The sequence below is a fragment of the Sphingomonas longa genome (assembly GCF_016892685.1).
GTDB classification, from domain to species: Bacteria; Pseudomonadota; Alphaproteobacteria; order Sphingomonadales; family Sphingomonadaceae; genus Sphingomonas; species Sphingomonas longa.
In genome coordinates this window covers 52,108-71,558 of record NZ_JAFEMC010000006.1, presented here as the reverse complement: position 1 = coordinate 71,558, position 19,451 = coordinate 52,108, and the positions used below count along the sequence as shown (strand labels likewise).

Sequence of the window (19,451 nt, the reverse complement as noted above, 5' to 3'; positions counted from 1 at the left end):
TTTCGGGAGTTCGAACCATGAGCGAAGCCAAGGAAGACGCCGCGCCCGCCAAGAAGAAGGGCGGGAAGAAGAAGCTGTTGATCGGAGTCGTCGGCCTGCTGGTGCTGGTCGGCGGCGGCGTTGGCGCGGGCGTCTATGCGGCGCAATCTGGCATGATCGGCGGCAGTCACGACGCGAAGGCGGAGCATGAAGACCCGGACAAGCCCAAGCTCGTCCCGAAAAGCGAGCAGAAGCAGGCCGGCGAGGGTGCCGAGGGGGGTGAAGGCGGCGGCCACGGCGGCGGCGAAGGCGAGGAAGGCGCGTCGACCGCGCATGCCGGCAAGCCCACGCCCGAGGGCGAGGGCGGCGAGAAGTTCGCGTCCAATTATTTCGCGATGGAGAAGGATTTCACCTCCAACCTGCGCGATTCGGTGCACTTCGTCCAGGTCGGCGTCGCGGTGTCCACGCCCTATGACGACAAGGTCATCACCAACCTGAAGACCAACGACATCGCGGTCCGCTCGGCGATCCTGATGGCGCTGGGCGACACCACCGAGGAACAGGTTTTCAGCACCGAGGGGAAGCGCCAGCTCCAGGCGAAACTGGTGAAGGCAATCAACGACACGCTGGAGCAAAAAGAGGGATTTGGAGGCATTCGTAACGTTTACTTTACCAGTTTCGTTGTTCAGTGAGGCATGGTTAACGCCCCGCCAACATCCGATCGACGCACCCGCGAGCGCGAGCCCGCGCGGGAGACGGTGCTGGGCGCGGCGAAGCTGAACCCGTTCGGCGACCTCAATACGCTGCAACATCTGTCGGCGCGGCTGGCACGTACGCTGCGCCCGGTCTGGGAGCAGTTGCTGCGTCAGGAAATCCGCTGCTGGGCAGAGCCGCTGAGCGTCCAGCGGTTCGGCGACTACCGGGTGGAGCGCGGCGACGCGCTGACCGCCTGGGCCCCGCTGGGCATGTCGCCGGAGGCCGGCGCGAACGGCGGCAAGGCGTGGTGCGTGGTCGAGGGGCGGTTCGTGCTCGAACTGCTCGACCTGTTCTTCGGCGGATCGGGAACGGTATCGCAGCCGCTGCCGACCGAATTCTCGCCCGCTGCGGAGGCGATGGCGCAACGGATCGCGCGCGCGATCGCCACGCCGCTCGCCGCCGCGTGGGAACCCCTGACCCGCGTCGCGTTCCAGGCGGAGCGGACCGAGGCGAATGCCGACATTGATCCCGACGACGCCGTCATCGTCACCCGGTTCGGCATCGCCGCGGGCGACGCACAGCCGCAGTTCGTCGACATCCTGTACCCCGTCGCGGCGCTGAAGCCGCACGGTGCGACGCTGACCGGCAAGGTGCTCGACAAGGCCGAGCCCGATCCCGTCTGGCGCAACAACCTGACCCGCGCGACGATGGCCGTTCGCTTTCCCGTCCGCTCCGTGCTCGCCGAGCCGGTGGTGGCGCTGACGAAGCTGATGGACCTGAAGCCCGGCGACGTCATCCCGATCTCGATCAACGCCGACGTCCCCGTGATGGTCGGCCGCGACCGTCTCGGCTGCGGCACCGTCGGCACCTCCAACGGCCGCGCCGCCATCCGCCTCACCAGCCTCGCCTTTCCCGAAGGATCCGACCAATGAACGACATGACCGGCGGCTTCCCCGTCGACAGCGCCGTCGCCGCCAATTTCCGGCTGCTTCAGGACGTCGACGTGAAGCTCACCGTGGAGATCGGTTCGACCAACCTGACGCTGCGCGAATTGCTCGCGCTGGGCGAAGGCAGCGTCATCGAGCTCGATCGTCAGGCCAACGAGCTGCTCGACGTGTTCGTCAACGGCACGCTGATCGGTCGCGGCGAAGTCGTGACGGTCGGCGATCGTTTCGGCGTTCGGATGACCGAACTGGTTTCCCCCGACAAGCGCGGCTGATCCACGATGCTCTGGTCCTATATCCTGAAACTGGTCGTCCTGCTGCCGCTGGTCTGCGGCCTGATGATCGGATGCCTCTATCTCTGGCGCAAGCTGGAGACGCGGATGCCCGGCAAGTCGGCGACGCGGCTGATCGTGGTCAAGGAGACGATGATGATCTCCCCCGGCGTCCGCCTCGCGGTGCTGGAGTTCGAGGGCAGGAACCTGCTCGTCTCGGTCGCGCGCGGCGGCGTGACATTGGTCGACAAGATCGATGCGGGCCAGACCCTTCCGGTCCCGATCAGGACGGGAGCGATCCGGTGAGCCTCGCCGTTACCCTCAAGGCCCCGCGCGGCACGCTGTTGTGGATCGTGCTCGCGATCCTGCTGGCGATGATCGTGTCGGCCCCGGCGCTGGCACAGGCGGCGCCGGCCGCTGCCCCGGCCGCAGCGCCCGCTCCGGGTGTCGGCGACGCGGTCGACCGCGCGCTCGGCCAGCTCGGCGGGCAGCAGGGTCAGTCGGCGCCGCTGTCGCTGTCGCTGCAAGTGCTCATCATCATGGGCCTGCTGACGATCCTGCCCGGCATCCTGTTGATGATGACCAGCTTCACGCGGATCATCATCGTCCTGTCGGTCCTGCGTCAGGCGCTGGGGCTTCAACAGACTCCGCCCAATCAGGTGCTCGTCGGCCTGTCGCTCTTCCTGTCGCTGTTCGTGATGGCGCCGACGATCTCGCAGATCAACACGACCGCGATCCAGCCCTATGCCGCCGGGCAGCTTGCCGGCACGCAGATGATCCAGACCGCCGGCGCGCCGCTGCACGACTTCATGACGAAGCAGACGCGGGTGAAGGACGTGACGATGTTCGCCGGCATGGCGAAGGCGGGCCCGTTCGCCAGTCCCAAGGACATCCCGTTCGCGATCCTGCTGCCGGCCTACATCACGTCGGAACTGAAGACCGCGTTCCAGATCGGGTTCCTCGTCTTCCTGCCCTTCATCGTCATCGATCTCGTCGTGGCGACCGTGCTGATGGCGCTGGGCATGGCGATGCTGTCGCCGACGATCATCTCGCTGCCGTTCAAACTGCTGCTGTTCGTGCTGGTCGATGGCTGGGCACTGACGATGGGCAGTCTGGCGAACTCGTTCGCGGTCTAGACACTCCTCCTCCCCTTCTGGGGAGCGCCTGAACAACCCTCGTGATTGCGGACCGCCGAGACATGGACGCCGATTACTTCCTCACGATCGCGAACCAGACGATGTGGGTGCTGGCGCTAGCCAGCGCGCCCATTCTGGTGCCGGCGCTGCTCGCGGGCCTGATTCTGGGCATGGTGCAGGCGGCGACGTCGATCAACGAACAGACGCTGACCTTCGTGCCCAAGCTGGTCGTGGTGGCGGTGTCGATCCTGATCTTCGGCAGCCTGATCCTCGGCCTGCTCAGCGACTTCACCGTCGCGATGTTCGAGCGCATCCCGGATCTGGTGAAGTGAGGCGCAGCGCCAGCGCGGCCACGCCCCCGCGTCCGGCGCACGCCGGGGCGGAAGCCCGGCCGGCGGGGCGCAGCACCCGTCCGACGACGCGGCTTTGCCGCGGCGCGCCTCCCGTCCACAGCGTTGTAGCGCCGCGGCAAAGCCGCGCCGTCGGTCCTCGGCCCTGCCGAGGCCGGCCGGGCTTGCCCGCGTGGCGCGCAACGTGCGCGCTCTCGCAGGCCGCGCCGTGTTAGGACTCGGCCTCGCCATCGAGCCGCAGCTCTGGGCGCTGATCTTCGTCATGGTGCGGATCGGGGCGGCATTCATCGCCGCGCCCGTGTTCGGCGCGGTGGCGTTGCCGCTGGTGGTGCGCGTGTCGCTGACCGGCGCGATCGGCATCCTCGTCCTCGCCGCGCATCCGATCGTGCCGCCGCCCTCCGTCTTCTCTGTCACCACCTTCGTCTCGGTCGCGGCGGAGGCGCTGGTCGGCTTTTCGATGGGCTTCATCCTTCAGGTCGCGTTCGCCGGACCGCTGATCGCGAGCGAGATCATCGGCGGGTCGATGGGCATCGGCTTCGCCTCCTCGATCGATCCGCAGAACGGCAAGTCGACCCCGGCGCTCGGCCAGTTCTTCTCCGTCATGCTGACGCTGTTGTTCCTGTCGCTGGACGGGCATCTGGTGCTCGTCGACATGCTGGTGAAGAGCTATGACGCGCTACCCCCCGGTCAGGCGTGGCTGGGTGCGGAGAAGATCAAGGCGATCGCGTTCTTCGGCGGCTATGCGTTTCTCGCCGGGCTGTTGCTGGCGCTGCCGGTCGGGTTCCTGCTGCTCTGCCTCAACATCGTCGTCGGCATGATGAGCCGCGCGGCCCCTGCCCTCAACCTGTTCTCCGTTGGCATGCCGGCCAGCCTCGCGGTCGGCGTCATCGCGCTGGCGATCGCCTTCCCGGCGATGGGCGATTACATGCTCATCATCATCTCCGAGAGCCTCGGCGCGGTCCAGACGCTGGTGCTCGGCTGATGTCGGAGGGCGGCGAAAAGACAGAAGCCCCAACCCAACGCCGCCAGGAAAAGGCGGTCGAGGACGGCAACGTCCTGCGCTCCCGCGATCTGGCGACTGCGTTCGTCGTGCTGGCCGGTGTCGCGTGGGTGGTGTTCATGGGTCCCGCCCTGCTCGCTGCGTGCAAGGAGGTAATGGCCGCCAGCTTCCAGTTCGGGCGCGGCGATGTCGAGGAGTTCTCGCCCTGGCGACCGCTGGCCGAGGCCGGCTGGCGGCTGGCGATGCCGATGGCGTCGCTGTTCGCGGTCAGCGTCGCCGCGGCGATCGTCAGCGGCATGATGCTGGGCCATGTCGGCTTCAACGGCGCGCTGATGGCTCCCAAGTTCAGCCGCATCAGCCCCGCCGCCGGCCTGAAGCGCATCTTCGGCATGAACGGCTGGATCGAACTCGGCAAATCGCTGCTCAAGGTCATCCTGCTCGGCAGCATCGGCGGGTACATGCTGATGAAGGCGTCGCGGTCGACGTTGGGGCTGTCGTCGTCCAACCTTCAGGACGCGTTGGGGCAGGTCGGGGGTACCTTCACCGGCATCCTGATCGCGATGGCGCTGGGCCTGTTCGCAATCGCCGGCATCGATATCCCGATCCAGATCATCCAGCGGCTGAGCAAGCTGAAGATGACGAAGCAGGAGATCAAGGACGAGCACAAGGATAGCGAGGGCAATGCGGAAGCGAAGGGCCATATGCGCGCGCGCCAGCGTGCGATGCTGTCCGGCGGCGCGCGGGCCGCAGTGGCGGAGGCGCACGTCATCCTGACCAACCCGACGCACTTCGCGGTCGCCCTTCGCTACGACCGCGGGCGCGATCAGGTGCCGGTGGTGGTTGCCAAGGGTCGCGGCGCACTGGCGCTGGCGATCCGCGAGTTCGCCGGCACCGCGCAGGTGCCGATCCTGGAATATCCGGCGCTCGCCCGCGCCGTCTATTATACCAGCCGCGAGGGGCAGGAGGTGCGCGACGATCTGTACGTCGCCATCGCCGCCGTGCTCGCCTTCGTTTTCGGCCTCAACGCCGCGGCCGGAGGAGGAGCCCTGCCGCAGCCGCGGATCGATGTACCGCCGAGCGCCCGTTTCGACGAGCACGGCAACAAACAATCCTAAAGCCGGCCGGTCATCGGTCGTTTACCGGAATGAACGAAGGAGCGGCAGATGGCCACGACGACAGCGACCAGCGGCACGAGCGCCACCGCCTCCCTCGCCAGTTCGCTGGGCGTCGGCACCGGCGTCGATACCAAGGCGCTGGTCGCCAGCCTGGTGCAGGCGCAGTTCGCCGCCAAGACCGCGCAACTGACGAGCAAGAGCGAGACGCTGACCGCGCAGATCAGCGGTGTGGCGAAGCTGAAGAGCGCCGTCAGCGGCTTCGACAGCGCGCTGAAGTCGCTGGTGAAAGGCGGCACGCTGGCGACCGCGCCGCAAAGCTCCAACAGCAGCATCCTGACCGCCACGACCAAGACCGGCGGCGCGGTGTCCCCGAAACTGTCCGCGAGCATCACCGTCGAATCGCTGGCGCAAGCGCAGGCCGCCACCACCAATACGCCGGTCGCCGCGACGCAGGGGTTCAAGGGCGGCAAGTTGACCGTCGCGATCGGCGCCTACGACGCATCCGGTACGCTGGCGCCGAGCAGGACGGTCGATATCACGGTCGCCGATGGCGCGACGCTGGCCGACATCGCCAAGCAGATCACGAAGGACACCGGCCTCCAGACGCAACTCGTCAATGACGGCACCGGCCAGCGCCTGACCATCAAGGGCGCATCAGGGGCCGATCAGGCGTTCGAGATTGCCGTGGACCAGACCGGCACCGACGGTGCGCAGGCCGACCTTACGACGCTGGGCGTCGGCGGCGGTTCGGGCGGCGCGACGGTCGGCACGACCGCGAAGAATGCCGTCGTGGTGATGGACGGCGCGCGGTTCAGCCGACCGAGCAACACGATCGACGACCTGATCGACGGGGTAAAGCTGAACCTGGTTTCCACCTCCTCGACACCCGTGACGCTCGGGGCCAGTGCGCCGACCAGCGCGATCAGCCAGGGCCTCAGCGACTTCGTCGAGACGTTCAACCAGCTGTTGAGCATGGTTCGCGACGAAACCAACATCAACACCGGCACGCTGAAGAACGACAGCAGCGCAACCGCCATCGCGCGCTCGCTGTCGACGCTGACCACGACGAAGCTGGCGACATCGACCACGAACGGGCCGCAGACGCTGGCCGACATCGGCGTATCGACCAATCGCGACGGTTCGCTGAGCGTCGACACCGCCCGCCTGAACAGGGCGATGCTCGCCGATCCGGCGGGGGTCGAGGCGCTGTTCGCGGACGGAACCGGGGCGAGCGGCGGCGGCCTGGCCGCGGCATTCTCCGCCATCGCGACGCGGCTGACGAACAAGACCGGCGGACTGGATGCGGCGGCGACCCGATACACCAAGCAGCAGACGGATCTGAGCACGGCGCAGTCCAAGATCAGCGATCTGTCGACCGCCGCGTCGGACCGCCTGACCAAGCAATATGCCGCGATGGATGCGCGCGTCGCCGCCTACAAGGCGACGCAGGCGTTCATGACCAACCAAATCGCCGCCTGGAACAAGAGCAGCTGACATGGCCTATGCTTCCACCCTGCTCCGCGACCCCTGGTCCACATACCGCGAGATCGACGCCGCCGGCCGTACGGCGCAGGCGGCGACCGGCCCGGCCCTCGTGCAGCTGCTGTACAGCGAACTGGTCGCCGCGTTGCGCGCCGCCGCCTATGCCGCCGAACAACAGCAGTACCGGGTCAAGAGCGACCGCGTGACACGCGCGACCGCCATCCTGTTCGCGCTGGAATCTGGGCTGGATTTCGAACGGGGCGGCGACGTGTCGAAGACGCTGGCGCGGATGTATGCCGGTGCGCGGCGCACGATCGTCAACGCGTCCATTGGTCACGATCCGCAGCCGTTCCGTGACACTGCCGACACGCTCGACGAGATTGCCGCGGCGTGGCGGACGGCGTCGGGGGGCTGATCAGCCCTTCGGCGTCGCGGCGTCGGTCTTGACGATCTGCGCACCCGAGCGGCGGCAGTCGGCACCGATCATCGGGAAGGGCACGTCGGTATTGCGGGCGAGCTGGTCGGGCAGCGCGGCGCGGCACTGCGCCATCGTCGCATAGCGGGCCGGCACGATCCGCGCCTCGGTGCACTCGGTGTTACCGTCACCGCAGCCGAGGATCGCCATCACGAAAAACATCGGAGTCATTACGCGTCTCCCATCCTGTGCTATCCAACATATGATGCGGCGAACGGGTTCCATCGAAGGTCGGACGGCGCTTGACATGATGGTTAACGCCCGGGGAGTTGCGCGCGAGGCTCGGGCGCACGACATACGGACGCAATGCCGCCCTCCGCTCCGACCGCCAGTTCAGACCAGCCGCTGATCCCCACCCTCCGCCGTTTCCTGCCGTATCTGTGGCCGGCGGGGGAGCCGATGCTGCGTGCGCGCATCGTCGGCGCCATGCTGCTCGTCGTCTGCTCCAAGCTGGTGCAGGTGTTCGGTGCCGCCTATACCCTGAAATACGCGGTCGACCGGATGGCGGTCGGCGACCGGGGATTGGCGACGATCGTCATCCTGCTGGTGATCGCCTATGCCGCATCCCGCTTTTCCACGACGCTGTTCGACAATCTGCGCAATGCTGTGTTCGAGCGCGTCGGGCAGGACGCGACGCGGCGGCTGGCGGCGGATGTGTTCCGGCATCTGCACGCGCTGTCGCTGCGCTTCCACCTCGAACGCCGCACCGGCGCGGTCACCAAGGTGGTCGAGCGCGGGACGAAGAGCATCGACACGATGCTGTACTTCATCCTGTTCAACATCGCGCCGACGATCCTCGAACTGGCGCTGGTGCTCGGGATCTTCTGGCACAGCTTCGGCCCGTGGCTGGTCGCGGCGACGGTGGCGATGGTCGTCGTCTACATCTGGTTCACGCGGATCGTCACCGACTGGCGCAACGCCCTGCGCACGCAGATGAACGACCTCGACACCGGCGCGGTCGCGCATGCGGTCGATTCGCTGCTGAACTTCGAGACGGTCAAGTATTTCGGCGCGGAGGAGCGCGAGGCGCGCCGGTACGAGCGTGCGGTCGACGCCTATGCCAAGGCCGCTACCAAGTCCGAAAATTCGCTGGCGTGGCTCAATATCGGTCAGGCACTCATCACCAACCTGATGCTCGGCGGCGGCATGGCCTATGTCGCCTGGGGCTGGAGCCGGGGCGCGTTCTCGGCTGGCGACGTGGTGTTCGTATCGACGCTGCTGGCGCAGTTGTTCCGCCCCCTCGACCTGCTCGGCATGGTCTATCGCACGATCCGTCAGGGCGTGATCGACATGGCGAGCATGTTCGCACTGGTCGATACGCCCGCCGACGTGACCGACGCGCCCGACGCGACACCGCTGGACGTGGCGCACGGGCATGTCCGGTTCGAGGGGGTCAGCTTCGGCTATGACAAGGGGCGGCCGATCCTCGACGGCCTCGACATCGACGTGCCCGCGGGCACGACGCTGGCGGTGGTCGGCCCCTCGGGCGCGGGCAAATCCACGCTCGCGCGGCTCTTGTACCGGTTCTACGATGTCGGCACCGGGCGGATCACGATCGACGGTCAGGATATCGCCGCGGTGACTCAGGCGTCCTTGCGCGCGGCGATCGGCATCGTGCCGCAGGACACCGTGCTGTTCAACGACACGATCGGCTACAATATCGCCTATGGCCGCGAGGGCGCAGGTCCGGACGAGGTCGCGCGCGCCGCCGAGGGCGCGGCGATCGCCGGCTTCATCGAACGCCAGCCGGACGGCTACGACACCCGAGTGGGCGAGCGCGGCCTGAAGCTGTCGGGCGGCGAGAAACAGCGCGTGGCGATCGCCCGTACGCTGCTGAAGAACCCCCCGATCCTGATCCTGGACGAGGCAACCAGCGCGCTCGACAGCCGCACCGAGGCCGACATCCTCGCGACCTTGGAGGCGGTGGAGCGCGGTCGCACCACGATCGTCATCGCGCACCGCCTGTCGACGGTGGTCGACGCCGACCAGATCGCGGTCCTCGACCGTGGCCGGGTGGCGGAGCGCGGCACGCACGCCGAACTGCTGCGGCGCGGCGGGCTGTATGCCGAGATGTGGGCACGTCAGGCCCGCGAGCGCGACGAGGCGCTGGCGGCCGAGTAATAGCTCCGAAACGGAGCAGCTTCGATTTGAGCGTGGTCGGACCGGCCATCATCCTGATCCCGAGAGGGAGAAGGCATGAAGATCAACCCGAAAACGATTACCGGCAACTGGGACAAGGGGTTCGTTCTCGACAAGCATTCGGTGTCCAGCACCCATGTCGGCACGAACGAACACGGGCACCCTCAATACGAGACGCTCCGCACCGATGTCGGCGAAGCTTTGTACTTGCTGAAGTACAAGTTACAATGGGGCAACATCGTACCGCTGGCGATCGAACTCTCACGCGGCGTCAAACAGTCCTTCGGGAAGATCGACTTCATCGTTCCGATGGCCGCATCGAACGTGCGGCCACGCCAGCCGGTGACGGAGCTGGCCGTTGAGGTGGGCAAGCAACTCGGCCGCCCGGTGAACGCTGGCTTCCTGCTAAAAAGTTCGACATCGCCGATCAAGAACCTCAACACCCGTCAGGAGAAGGATGCCGCGCTTGCCGTCGCGTTCTCGACGAATGCCGCTGGTGTAGGACCCGGGCCGTTCGACATCCTGCTGGTCGACGATCTGATCCACTCTGGAGCGTCTCTCGATGCGGCTTGCACGGCGTTGAGGAGATCGGGAAAGATCGGCAAAATCTACGTCGCGGTGCTGACCTGGAGATGACGATGCCGAAGCGCGAAACCGTATTCATCGCCGGATCGATCGCCATCAGCCGGCTGCACCCGGCGATCTGCGAGCGGATCGGAAAGGCCGTCGAACGCGACCTGGCGATCGTCGTCGGCGACGCGGACGGTGCGGACACCGCGATCCAGCGCGTGCTGGCGGACCGCGGCGCACGGGCGGTGACGGTCTTTTGCAGCGGCGACACACCGCGCAACAACGTCGGCGAATGGCCGCTCGAGCACATCTATCCGGATGCACCGTCCGGCACCCGGCGCTGGTTCACGGCCAAGGACATCGCAATGGCGGAGGCCGCGGATTACGGGCTGATGATCTGGGACTCGCGAAGCACGGGTACCCTGTCCAACGTCATCGAATTGCTTGGTCAGGACAAGACATCGGTGGTCTTCGTCAACAAGAACAAGGAATTCGTGAAAGTCGCCGACATCGACGGTCTGGAACGGCTGGTAGACATGATGTCCGCGACGGCACGCGAGAAGGCCGAGCAGAAGATGCGGCTGACCGAACGAATGGCTGCGCTGCGCCACCGACAGGGGGCGCTGGCGCTCTGATCGCGGGCCGCCTTACGCCACCAGATCCCGATAGCCCGGATGCTTGCGGATGAAATCTGCGACGAACGGACACTGCGGCACGACCTTCAGCCCCCGGTCGCGGGCACTGTCGAGGGCGACGCGGATCAGGCGGCTGCCGACGCCGCGCCCCTCGATCGCGGGGGGCACGACGGTGTGGGTGAAGACGATCTCGTCGCCATAGAGTTGATAGGCGGCGACGGCGCGTTCGCCGTCCACCTCCAACGTGAATTCCTGTTCGGCCCGGTTGTCGCGTACTTCGTTCATGCGGACTAGATGCCCCTCTGCCGGACCGGGTTCAACCCGCAGCGGAAAGCCGACCGCAAACCTCGACCCACGGGGCCAGCGTCGCTACATGCGCCGACGACGATGCTCGATCCCCTCCCCATTCTCAGCAAGGTTTTCGGCTTCCCCGCGTTTCGCGGCGTCCAGGCGGACGTGGTGGAGCGCGTGCTCGCGGGTGAGCGGACGCTGGCGGTGATGCCGACCGGCGCGGGCAAGTCGCTCTGCTATCAACTGCCGTCCGTCATGCTGGAGGGGACGTGCGTCGTCGTCTCACCGCTGATCGCGCTGATGCACGACCAGTTGCGCGCCGCGACCGCCGTTGGCATCCGCGCCGCGACGCTGACCTCGGTGGACGAGAACCGCGCCGAGACGATCGCCCGGCTGAAGGCGGGGGATCTGGACCTGCTCTACGTCGCGCCGGAGCGGGCGTCGGGCACGCATTTCCGCGACTTGCTGATGCAGACGAAGCTGTCGCTGTTCGCCATCGACGAAGCGCATTGCGTCAGCGAATGGGGGCACGACTTCCGCCCGGACTATCGCCTGCTCGGCCCGTTGATGGAGGCGTTCCCAGAAGTGCCGCGGCTGGCGCTGACCGCGACCGCCGACGCGCACACGCGGGCGGACATCGCCAAGCAGCTCGGCATCCCCACGGACGGGATGATCGTGTCAGGCTTCGACCGGCCCAATATTCGCTACAGCATATCTGCCCGCGACACGATTGCGCGGCAGATCGCCGACCTGATCGCCGCCAATCCCGGCCCCGGCATCGTTTACGCGCAGACCCGCGCCGCGACCGAAAAGCTGGCGGAGCAACTGGCGCGCACCGGCCGGCCGACACGTGCCTATCACGCCGGCCTCGACCCGGCGATCCGCGCGCGCAACCAGGCGGATTTCGTCGCGAGCGAGGACATGGTCATCTGCGCCACGGTCGCGTTCGGGATGGGGATCGACAAGCCTGACGTGCGCTTCGTCGCGCATGCCGGCCTGCCGAAATCGATCGAGGCCTATTATCAGGAAACCGGCCGCGCCGGGCGCGATGGCGATCCCTCGGTCGCGCACCTGTTCTGGGGGGCGGAGGATTTCGCCCGCGCCCGCCAGCGCATCGGCGAGGTCGAGCCGGAGCGTCAGGCGGGCGAGCGCACCCGCCTCGCCGCGCTCGGCGCTCTGGTCGAGACGGGAGGCTGTCGCCGCCGCATCCTGCTGAAGCATTTCGGAGAGAACCCCACCGAGGACTGCGGCAATTGCGACAATTGCCTGGGGTCGAGCGATGCGGTCGACGCGACGGAAACCGCTCGCAAGTTCCTGTCGGCGGTGTTTCGCACCGGGCAGCTGTTCGGCGCGGGCTATATCGAGCAGGTGCTGCTCGGCCAGTCGACCGAGCGCAGCCTGACCAACGGACATGAGGCGCTGTCGGTGTGGGGCATCGCGACCGCCGACGAGGCGGCGCTGGTCAAGCCGGTGGTGCGCGCCCTGCTGCTGCGCGACGCACTGCGCACGAACGCGCATGGCGGGCTGGAATTCGGGCCGGGCGCCAAGCCGCTGCTGAAAGGCGAGGCGGCGCTGTCCGTCATCGTGCCGCCCAAGCGCGAGCGACGGCGGCGCGGTACACCCGTGGCGGCGAATGCGGCCGATAATCCGCTTTTCGAGGCGCTGCGTGCCTGCCGCCGCGATCTGGCGAAGGAGGCGGGAGTGCCGCCCTATGTGATCTTTCACGATTCCACGCTGCGCGATATGGCGGCACAACGGCCGAACAGCCGGGCGGCGCTGTCGCTGCTGTCAGGCATCGGCGCGCGCAAGCTGGACGCCTATGGCGATGCGTTCCTGCAAGTGATCCGCGACGCCGGGTGATCCGCGGGGAGCGGGCTCACGGGTCGCGGTAGAGCCTCTCCGCAAAAAGCCCTTTGCGGAGAGGCTCTCCCCTCTCGCCCTCAAGGGGGCGGGGAAAGCCCGGCCTAGACCGACTTCATCTTCGCCGCGATCAGCAGCGCCGCCTGATCTGACCTCATGGCGCGGATCGCGAGATAGTCCTGACCCGTGTAGAGTTCCGACACGATCCCCGCGACCAGATCGCATTCGTGCGTGACCGCGTGGCGCGCGAGGATTTCGGCATAGAAGCTACGGTTCTTGCCCTTGGTGCCCTTCACCGACTTGTAGATTGCCTTCCCCAGCCGATGCACGTTGGTGCCCATGGAAAGGCCGGTCGCGCCAAAGCCCTTCTTGACCCGCTTCGCCTTTTTCTTGGCGATGACGTACGGCAGTACCGTGTTGAAGATGGTGTCGTGATCGAGCGACATCTGGTCGCCGTAGTCGCGGGTCTTGCAGTTGCAATGGTGCTTCATGGAGCCGCGCATCTGCAATCCCTCCAGCGCATCGATATGCGCATGGGTCTTGATCCCCGATACGATCGACGTGCCGATGCCGACCGCAGACATCGCGATACCTGCCACGCCCAGACCTACGCCCGCTGTCCCGGCTCCCAGGACGGCAGCGCCGGCAACCCCGACCATCGTCAGGTTATGGGCTTGCCCGACCGCCGAAGTAGCGACGGACAAACCGGCCATCGCCTTGGAAACATGGCCATGTAGAACACGACTGTCGAGAGTATTGCCGCCGCCATACTTGAAGACACTGTTCATCGCGGACCAGTTGCCCGACGGACCCATGTCGAGCTCTTCATCGTCTTCCATGAAAGTTCCCCCCTCCAGATCGTCGTCCTTCCAAGCGCCAAAAGTAAGTTGCCGTCAATCCGGTAACCCCGCGTCGCCGTCCCGATCCAGAATGATGTTCGCCGCGCCGCGGCGTGCCATATCGTCGACGAAGGGCTGACGGCGGCCCTTCGATCCGATAGGAGCAGACCATGATCCGCCCGCTCAACGACGCGTTCGCCGTCGCTCCCCAGATCCGCCCCCAGGATGTTCCCGCGATCAAGGCCGCAGGGTATGTCGCGATCGTCAACAACCGTCCCGACGACGAGGAGTCCGGCCAGCCCGCGGGCGATGCGTTGCGTGCGGCGGCTGAGGCGGCGGGGCTGGGCTACACTGCGATCCCGGTGACGGCCGCCGGCTTCTCCCATCCGCAGCTCGACGCGATGGCAGCGGCACTGACGGCGGCGGACGGCCCCGTGCTCGCCTACTGCCGGTCGGGGACGCGAAGCTGCAATCTGTGGGCACTGGCGGCGGCGAAGGCGGGCCGCGATCCGGGGCTGCTGACCACGCAGGCGGCCGGCGCGGGATACGACCTGTCGGGCATCCGGCCGATGCTCGACGCGCTGGCGGGGCCGAAGGCGGAATGATCGCCGGCTTGGCGGGCAGCGTCAGCACCGTCCAGATCGTCGCCGCGGCGGCGGTGTTGATCGCGCTGGTGATCGGCGCGGTACTGTTCGTGCGCACCCGCCGGCCGAACCGGATCGGCAGCCCGGAGGATGCCGCCGCCGCCTGCGAAGCGACGTTGCAGGGTTTCAACGTGACCGGTGCGGTCGTCGGTGCGGATGGCGGCGGCGCGCTGGCGGTCAGCGGCGACGGGCGCGTCGCGGCGGTCAAACGGCTGGGCCGCGGCCTCGTCGCGCGCGAAGTGATGTGGCGCACGGTCCGCTCCACCGCCGACGGGATCCTGGTGGAAACCGGCGACCGGCAGCTGGGAGAGGTCCGGCTGGCGGGCGTGAACGTGCTCGATATCCGCCGACTTGCACCGCGCCACGTGGCGCTTTGACCGCAACGCGGTTAGGTCCGCGCCCATGACACCGCGCGACGCCGTTCACTGGGTGGACCAACCGGGGCCCCACAGCCTGCCGGGCCTTTGGCATCAGTTCATCGACTGGATCGGTGACGGTACCGGTTTGCCCGACACGATCCTGCATATCCACGCCGGAATGGCGGTGCTCATGCTGGCACGGGTCGTGACGCGACGCTCGCTCGGCAGCTTCGTGCCGCTGTCGGTGGTGATCGTCGCCGAGGGCTTCAACGAGGTTATGGACCGGCTGCAGTTCGGATCGTGGCGTTGGCCGGACACCACGCTCGACATCGTCAACACGCTGTTCTGGCCGACGATCATCTGTCTGGGCATTCGCTTCCGCCCGATGATCGCCCGCCGCCGCGGCGGCTTCGGCCGCCGTTGAGGAGCACCGGGCCTGCCCAGCAGCAGGCCCGGTTCCGGATCAGCCCTGCATGTCCTCCAGCTCGCGACCGCGCGTCTCGTTGACCATCGCCCGCACGAAGAAGAACGATACGGCCGCAAAGAACGCATAGCCGAAATACGTCACCGCCAACCCCGGCGACACCGCCAGCGCCGGGAAGCTGACGGAGATCGCGGCGTTCGCGATCCACTGCGCGAAGCCCGACACCGCCAGCCCGGAACCGCGAATCTGGTTCGGGAACATCTCTCCCAGCATCACCCACATGACGGGGCCCCAGCTGGCGTTGAAGAAGATGACGTAGAGGTTCGCCGCGACCAGAGCGATGATGCCGTTGTTACCCGGCAGGCTGACCGCCCCCGCCGCATCGGTGACCGCGGTGGAGAACGCCCAGGCGACCACTGCCAGCGTCACCGCCATGCCGGCCGATCCGACCAGCAGCAGCGGCTTGCGGCCGATCCGGTCGACGGTCGCGATCGTGAACAGGCATGCGCCGATCGACAGCACGCCCGACAGGATATTGATCTGAAGCGCATTGTCCTCGGTGAAACCGACTGCCTCCCACAGGGTCGCGCCGTAATAGAAGACGACGTTGATGCCGACGAGCTGCTGGAACACGGCGAGGCCGATGCCCGCCCACAGGATCGGGCGGATCTTGCCGGTCGTCTTGTCGACCAGATCGGACAGCTTGGGCTTGTGGTGGTCGGCGGCCAGCGAGCCGCGGATCTCGGCGACCTTGCGGTCCGCCTCGTCCGATCCGAACAGGCGCGTCAGCACGACATGCGCCTCGGCATCGCGACCCTTGGCAACGAGATAGCGTGGGCTTTCCGGGATGATGAGCAAGGCGCACAGGTAGATCGCGGCCGGAATCGCCTGAAGCCAGAACATCCAGCGCCACGCCTCGTACCCCAGCCAGAAGTCTGCGGTGGAGCCACCGGCATAGCGCGCCAGCGCGAAGTTCGCGACGAACGCGCCGGTCAGGCCGGAGATGATCATCACCTGCTGCACCGACGACAGCCGGCCGCGGATCGACGCGGGCGTGACTTCGGAGATGTAGACGGGGGAGATGACGCTCGCCGCGCCGACGCCCAGACCGCCGATGATGCGCGCGAAGATGAAGATCGCGGAGCTGCTCGCCGCACCGGCCAGCAACGCGCTGGCGAGGAACAGGATCGCCGACAGCATCATCACGCCGCGCCGGCCGATCCGGTCCGCCAGACGGCCCGCGCCGAACGCACCGATCGACGACCCGATCAGGATCGCGCCGACATTGACGCCGATCCCCAGCTTGCCGAGATCGAACGCCGCCTCCAGCCCCTTCTGGGTGCCGTTGATGACGCCCGAGTCATACCCGAACATGAAGCCGCCGATCGTCGCCACCGCGACGATGGCGGCGATAAAGCCGATATTTACGCGTTGATCGCCCACGTCCCTCGTCATCCGTCCCGCTCCTGATCTGTTTTTTCGTTGTCGTTGCTTCGTTCTAGATTTTGGCCGGTGTCACCGGCATGCCCGCGACGTCGGGGTCGAAGGCGAACACATTGCCTGCCAGTGGCTGACCTTTCAGCGCCTCGGCATCCAGCCCCTTGCGCGCCGTCGTCGCGTACGCCGTGCGCAGGTCCGGCCCGCCGAACGCCATCTTGGTGACGTTCGCGACCGGGAACTCCACCGTCTGGACCAGCTTGCCCGCCGGGTCGTAACGGCGGATGCCGTGGCCGGCGTACAGGCCGACCCAGACATGATCCTCGGCGTCGCAGACCGATCCGTCGGGATAGCCGGCACCGTCCTCGATCGTGACGAACACCTCCGGCTTCGACAGCGTGCCGTCCGCATCGACCGCCACGCGCCAGATCGTTCGACCGCCCGTATCGGTGTGATACAAGGTGCGCGCGTCGCGGGTGATCGCCGGGCCGTTGGTGATCGTCACCGGCGGCAATCCGGTGTCGAGGCACACGCCCCCGGTGCAGCGATACAGCCGCCCGGTCGGGTTCGCCTCGCCATCGTCCATGCTGCCGAACCACAGGCGACCGGTGCTGTCCGTCGCCGCATCGTTCAGGCGGTTGCCGGGCAGCGATGGCTCCGGATCGTGCAGCAGCGTGAATTTACCCGTCGCCGGATCGAAGCGGTGCAGCCCGGTCTTGACGCCGACGATCATGCCGCCGCCCTCGGCCGGCAACACCCAGCCGACCTGATCGGGCGCTTCCCAATGGCGGCTCTCGCCGGTCTTCGGATCGAAGCGATAGACGCGGTGCGCCTTGATATCGACGAACCACAGGCGGTCACCGATCCAGACCGGCCCCTCCCCCAGCGTGGCACCGACGTTCAGGACCGATTGCACCATGTCAGCGCCACCCCGCATCGACGAAATAATCATGTCCCGTGCACATCCGCGCGTCGTCGGACGCGAGGAACAGCGCCAGCGCAGCGATGTCGACCGGCTGGATACGCCCGTCTAGGCACTGCGCCGCCACGATTTCCGCCTCGCCCTCCGGCGTGTACCATTTCTCCTGCCGCGGCGTCTGGACGTTGCCGGGCACGATCGTGGTGACGCGGATGTTGTCGCGGCCCAGATCGCGCGCCAGGCTGCGCGTCAAACCCTCGATCGCGGCCTTCGCGGTCTGGTAGAGGACGAGGTCGGGCAGGCCGAGATGCCAGCTGATCGATCCGAAATTGACGATCGCGCCGCCGCCCGCCGCCTTCATAGCCGGCACGACCGCCTGCGCCGCGAAGAACAGGTGGCGCAGGTTGGTCGCCATCCGCTCGTCCCAATAGGCGGGGGTGACCTCCTCGATGCTATGACGGTCGTCGCGCGCGGCGTTGTTGATGAGGATGTCGACGCCGCCGAGCTGCGCCGCAAACCCATCCAGCGTCGTCTTCAGCGCGTCGAGGTCGCGCAGGTCGCAGCCCGAAAAGATGGTGCCGTCCAGCCGCGCGGCCAGTGCCTCGCCCGCCTCGACATCGATATCGAGGAACGCGACCCGCGCCCCCTGCCCCGTAAACGCCTCCACCAGCCCCGCACCGATGCCGGTCGCGCCGCCGGTGATGACGACGCGCTTGTCGCGCAGGCTGGGATAGACCGCACGGTTCATGCGAGCAGGCCACGTTCGGCGAGGTTGCGGTAGAAGGCGCCGATCCCGACCGTCCACGGCGCCGCATCGGCGGAGGTGACGACGCGGTTCTCCAGCCGCCCGAGCCGGGTGCTGTCGATCGCGACCACGTCGCCGACCTTATGCGTAAAGCCGCGGCCGGGCTCGTCGCGGTCCTGCACCGGCGCGAACAGCGTGCCGAGAAACAGGACGAACCCGTCGGGATACTGGTGTTCGCTCAGCGTCTGCTTCACAAGCTCCAGCGGATCGCGGCTGATCTCCGCCATGTTGCTGCGCCCTTCGAGGACATAGCCATCCTCCCCCTCGATCCGCAGCCCGACCTCCGCCTGCCGCACATCGTCGATCGTGAAGCTGCTGTCGAAGATGCGGACCAGCGGCCCCAAAGCGCAGGACGCATTGTTGTCCTTGGCCTTGCCAAGCAGCAGCGCCGACCGCCCCTCAAAATCGCGCAGGTTCACGTCGTTGCCGAGCATCGCGCCGACCGTGTTGCCGCGGCTGTCGACCAGCAGCGCGATCTCCGGTTCCGGGTTGTTCCAGCCCGAATCGGAGCGGATGCCGATCTCCGCGCCCGCACCGACCGTCGCCAGTACCGGTGCCTTGGTGAAAACCTCCGCATCGGGGCCGATCGCAACCTCCAGATATTGCGACCACAGGCCGTCCTCGATCAGCGCCGCCTTTAGCGCCGCCGCTTCGGGGGAGCCGGGCACGACCGCACGGATCGACCCGCCCATGCTCTCTTCCAGCCGGCTGCGGATCGCCGCCGCCGCCGCCCAGTCGCCGCGCGCACGCTCTTCGATCACGCGCTCCAGCGCCGACACCGCGAAGGTGACGCCGCAGGCCTTGATGCATTGAAGATCAACCGGGCTGAGGAGATCGTGGACTGCCGGATCAAACCGCCCGAGCGACGTGCCGCCCGCGCCGGAGAAGTCCCCCGCCTCGACCAGGGCCGACACGGTCGGCGCGACATGGGCCATGTCGAGCACCTCGCCGTCCCGAACGATGATCGGGCTCGGCCCGTCGGCAGTCTGGATGCGGCCGAGAAAAAGTCCGGTTTCCCAATCCGCCGGCAGCATCGCCGCGGGCTCAACGTCGCCCATCATATCCCCTCCACTCGACTAT

General features: G+C 67.2%; 24 protein-coding genes. 17 read left to right on the top strand and 7 right to left on the bottom strand.

The genetic code is table 11. From position 1 onward, the window contains the following. Nucleotides 1-17 precede the first annotated feature (17 nt). The 10 genes from ILT43_RS17220 (at nt 18) to ILT43_RS17175 (ending at nt 7,389) form a co-directional block, all read left to right on the top strand. Nucleotides 18-671: a flagellar basal body-associated FliL family protein gene (locus ILT43_RS17220; protein WP_204200220.1), complete on the top strand. Its 654-nt coding sequence runs from the start codon at nt 18-20 to the stop codon at nt 669-671. 3 nt (nt 672-674) lie between these two features. Further along, a complete protein-coding gene (locus ILT43_RS17215; RefSeq protein ID WP_204200219.1) occupies nt 675-1,607 on the top strand; it encodes a flagellar motor switch protein FliM in 933 nt (310 codons plus the stop codon). Then, nucleotides 1,604-1,894, top strand: coding sequence for a flagellar motor switch protein FliN (gene fliN / locus ILT43_RS17210; protein WP_055846664.1), 291 nt, complete (start codon nt 1,604-1,606; stop codon nt 1,892-1,894). The genes ILT43_RS17215 and fliN overlap by 4 nt, the downstream gene beginning before the upstream one ends. A gap of 6 nt (nt 1,895-1,900) precedes the next feature. Beyond that, nucleotides 1,901-2,197, top strand: a complete 297-nt coding sequence (locus tag ILT43_RS17205) for a flagellar biosynthetic protein FliO (RefSeq protein WP_204200218.1) — start codon at nt 1,901-1,903, stop codon at nt 2,195-2,197. A 68-nt stretch (nt 2,198-2,265) separates the two neighbouring features. Beyond that, on the top strand, nt 2,266-3,027 hold the full coding sequence (fliP, locus tag ILT43_RS17200) for a flagellar type III secretion system pore protein FliP (protein WP_204200382.1): 762 nt from the start codon (nt 2,266-2,268) through the stop codon (nt 3,025-3,027). Nucleotides 3,028-3,089: 62 nt separating this feature from the next. Next, nucleotides 3,090-3,359 carry a flagellar biosynthesis protein FliQ gene (gene fliQ / locus ILT43_RS17195; RefSeq protein WP_204200217.1) on the top strand — a complete coding sequence of 90 codons (270 nt, stop codon included), beginning with the start codon at nt 3,090-3,092 and terminating at the stop codon, nt 3,357-3,359. Between the two features lie 226 nt (nt 3,360-3,585). Beyond that, the gene (fliR, locus tag ILT43_RS17190; protein WP_343283980.1) at nt 3,586-4,359 is read left to right on the top strand and encodes a flagellar biosynthetic protein FliR; all 774 of its coding nucleotides are present in this window, start codon (nt 3,586-3,588) and stop codon (nt 4,357-4,359) included. Continuing rightward, nucleotides 4,359-5,492, top strand: a complete 1,134-nt coding sequence (locus ILT43_RS17185) for an EscU/YscU/HrcU family type III secretion system export apparatus switch protein (protein WP_204200215.1) — start codon at nt 4,359-4,361, stop codon at nt 5,490-5,492. Before fliR ends, ILT43_RS17185 begins: the two co-directional genes overlap by 1 nt. Before the next feature lie 48 nt (nt 5,493-5,540). Further along, a complete protein-coding gene (gene fliD, locus ILT43_RS17180) occupies nt 5,541-6,986 on the top strand; it encodes a flagellar filament capping protein FliD (RefSeq protein WP_204200214.1) in 1,446 nt (481 codons plus the stop codon). A gap of 1 nt (nt 6,987) precedes the next feature. Then, complete coding sequence (locus tag ILT43_RS17175; protein ID WP_204200213.1) at nt 6,988-7,389, top strand: flagellar protein FliS; 402 nt, start codon at nt 6,988-6,990, stop codon at nt 7,387-7,389. On the opposite strand, the gene ILT43_RS17170 is transcribed toward ILT43_RS17175, so the two are convergent. Further along, entirely contained in the window at nt 7,390-7,620 is a 231-nt protein-coding gene (locus ILT43_RS17170; protein WP_204200212.1) for a hypothetical protein, read from the bottom strand. 135 nt (nt 7,621-7,755) lie between these two features. On the opposite strand from ILT43_RS17170, the gene ILT43_RS17165 reads away from it, so the two are divergent. The 3 genes from ILT43_RS17165 to ILT43_RS17155 all read left to right on the top strand — a co-directional run bounded on the left by ILT43_RS17165 (nt 7,756) and on the right by ILT43_RS17155 (nt 10,793). Continuing rightward, a complete protein-coding gene (locus tag ILT43_RS17165) occupies nt 7,756-9,570 on the top strand; it encodes an ABCB family ABC transporter ATP-binding protein/permease (protein WP_204200211.1) in 1,815 nt (604 codons plus the stop codon). Between the two features lie 75 nt (nt 9,571-9,645). Then, nucleotides 9,646-10,224: a ComF family protein gene (locus ILT43_RS17160; RefSeq protein ID WP_204200210.1), complete on the top strand. Its 579-nt coding sequence runs from the start codon at nt 9,646-9,648 to the stop codon at nt 10,222-10,224. Nucleotides 10,225-10,226: 2 nt separating this feature from the next. Further along, nucleotides 10,227-10,793, top strand: a complete 567-nt coding sequence (locus tag ILT43_RS17155) for a hypothetical protein (RefSeq protein ID WP_204200209.1) — start codon at nt 10,227-10,229, stop codon at nt 10,791-10,793. Between the two features lie 12 nt (nt 10,794-10,805). Here the strand turns inward: ILT43_RS17155 and ILT43_RS17150 are convergent, their stop codons facing one another. Beyond that, complete coding sequence (locus tag ILT43_RS17150; RefSeq protein ID WP_204200208.1) at nt 10,806-11,078, bottom strand: GNAT family N-acetyltransferase; 273 nt, start codon at nt 11,076-11,078, stop codon at nt 10,806-10,808. Nucleotides 11,079-11,180: 102 nt separating this feature from the next. Between ILT43_RS17150 and recQ the strand changes: the two genes are divergently transcribed. Further along, nucleotides 11,181-12,944: a DNA helicase RecQ gene (gene recQ, locus ILT43_RS17145; protein ID WP_204200207.1), complete on the top strand. Its 1,764-nt coding sequence runs from the start codon at nt 11,181-11,183 to the stop codon at nt 12,942-12,944. A 104-nt stretch (nt 12,945-13,048) separates the two neighbouring features. On the opposite strand, the gene ILT43_RS17140 is transcribed toward recQ, so the two are convergent. Further along, the gene (locus ILT43_RS17140; RefSeq protein WP_204200206.1) at nt 13,049-13,783 is read right to left on the bottom strand and encodes a hypothetical protein; all 735 of its coding nucleotides are present in this window, start codon (nt 13,781-13,783) and stop codon (nt 13,049-13,051) included. Nucleotides 13,784-13,953: 170 nt separating this feature from the next. On the opposite strand from ILT43_RS17140, the gene ILT43_RS17135 reads away from it, so the two are divergent. Genes ILT43_RS17135 through ILT43_RS17125 form a run of 3 tightly spaced genes read left to right on the top strand, consistent with a single transcriptional unit; the run spans nt 13,954 to nt 15,210 of the window. Beyond that, nucleotides 13,954-14,388, top strand: coding sequence for a protein tyrosine phosphatase family protein (locus tag ILT43_RS17135; RefSeq protein WP_204200205.1), 435 nt, complete (start codon nt 13,954-13,956; stop codon nt 14,386-14,388). Continuing rightward, the gene (locus ILT43_RS17130) at nt 14,385-14,804 is read left to right on the top strand and encodes a hypothetical protein (protein ID WP_204200204.1); all 420 of its coding nucleotides are present in this window, start codon (nt 14,385-14,387) and stop codon (nt 14,802-14,804) included. Before ILT43_RS17135 ends, ILT43_RS17130 begins: the two co-directional genes overlap by 4 nt. A 25-nt stretch (nt 14,805-14,829) precedes the next feature. Further along, entirely contained in the window at nt 14,830-15,210 is a 381-nt protein-coding gene (locus ILT43_RS17125) for a hypothetical protein (protein WP_204200203.1), read from the top strand. A 39-nt stretch (nt 15,211-15,249) separates the two neighbouring features. Here the strand turns inward: ILT43_RS17125 and ILT43_RS17120 are convergent, their stop codons facing one another. From ILT43_RS17120 to ILT43_RS17105, 4 genes are read right to left on the bottom strand one after another with little or no spacing between them, the layout of a single operon-like run. Beyond that, nucleotides 15,250-16,665: a sugar porter family MFS transporter gene (locus ILT43_RS17120; protein ID WP_204200202.1), complete on the bottom strand. Its 1,416-nt coding sequence runs from the start codon at nt 16,663-16,665 to the stop codon at nt 15,250-15,252. A gap of 43 nt (nt 16,666-16,708) precedes the next feature. Then, the gene (locus tag ILT43_RS17115) at nt 16,709-17,566 is read right to left on the bottom strand and encodes an SMP-30/gluconolactonase/LRE family protein (RefSeq protein ID WP_204200201.1); all 858 of its coding nucleotides are present in this window, start codon (nt 17,564-17,566) and stop codon (nt 16,709-16,711) included. A 1-nt stretch (nt 17,567) separates the two neighbouring features. Further along, entirely contained in the window at nt 17,568-18,314 is a 747-nt protein-coding gene (xylB, locus tag ILT43_RS17110; RefSeq protein WP_204200200.1) for a D-xylose 1-dehydrogenase, read from the bottom strand. Next, nucleotides 18,311-19,429 (bottom strand): fumarylacetoacetate hydrolase family protein, encoded by a 1,119-nt coding sequence (locus ILT43_RS17105; protein WP_425530311.1) that lies wholly within the window; start codon nt 19,427-19,429, stop codon nt 18,311-18,313. Before ILT43_RS17105 ends, xylB begins: the two co-directional genes overlap by 4 nt. Nucleotides 19,430-19,451 lie beyond the last annotated feature (22 nt).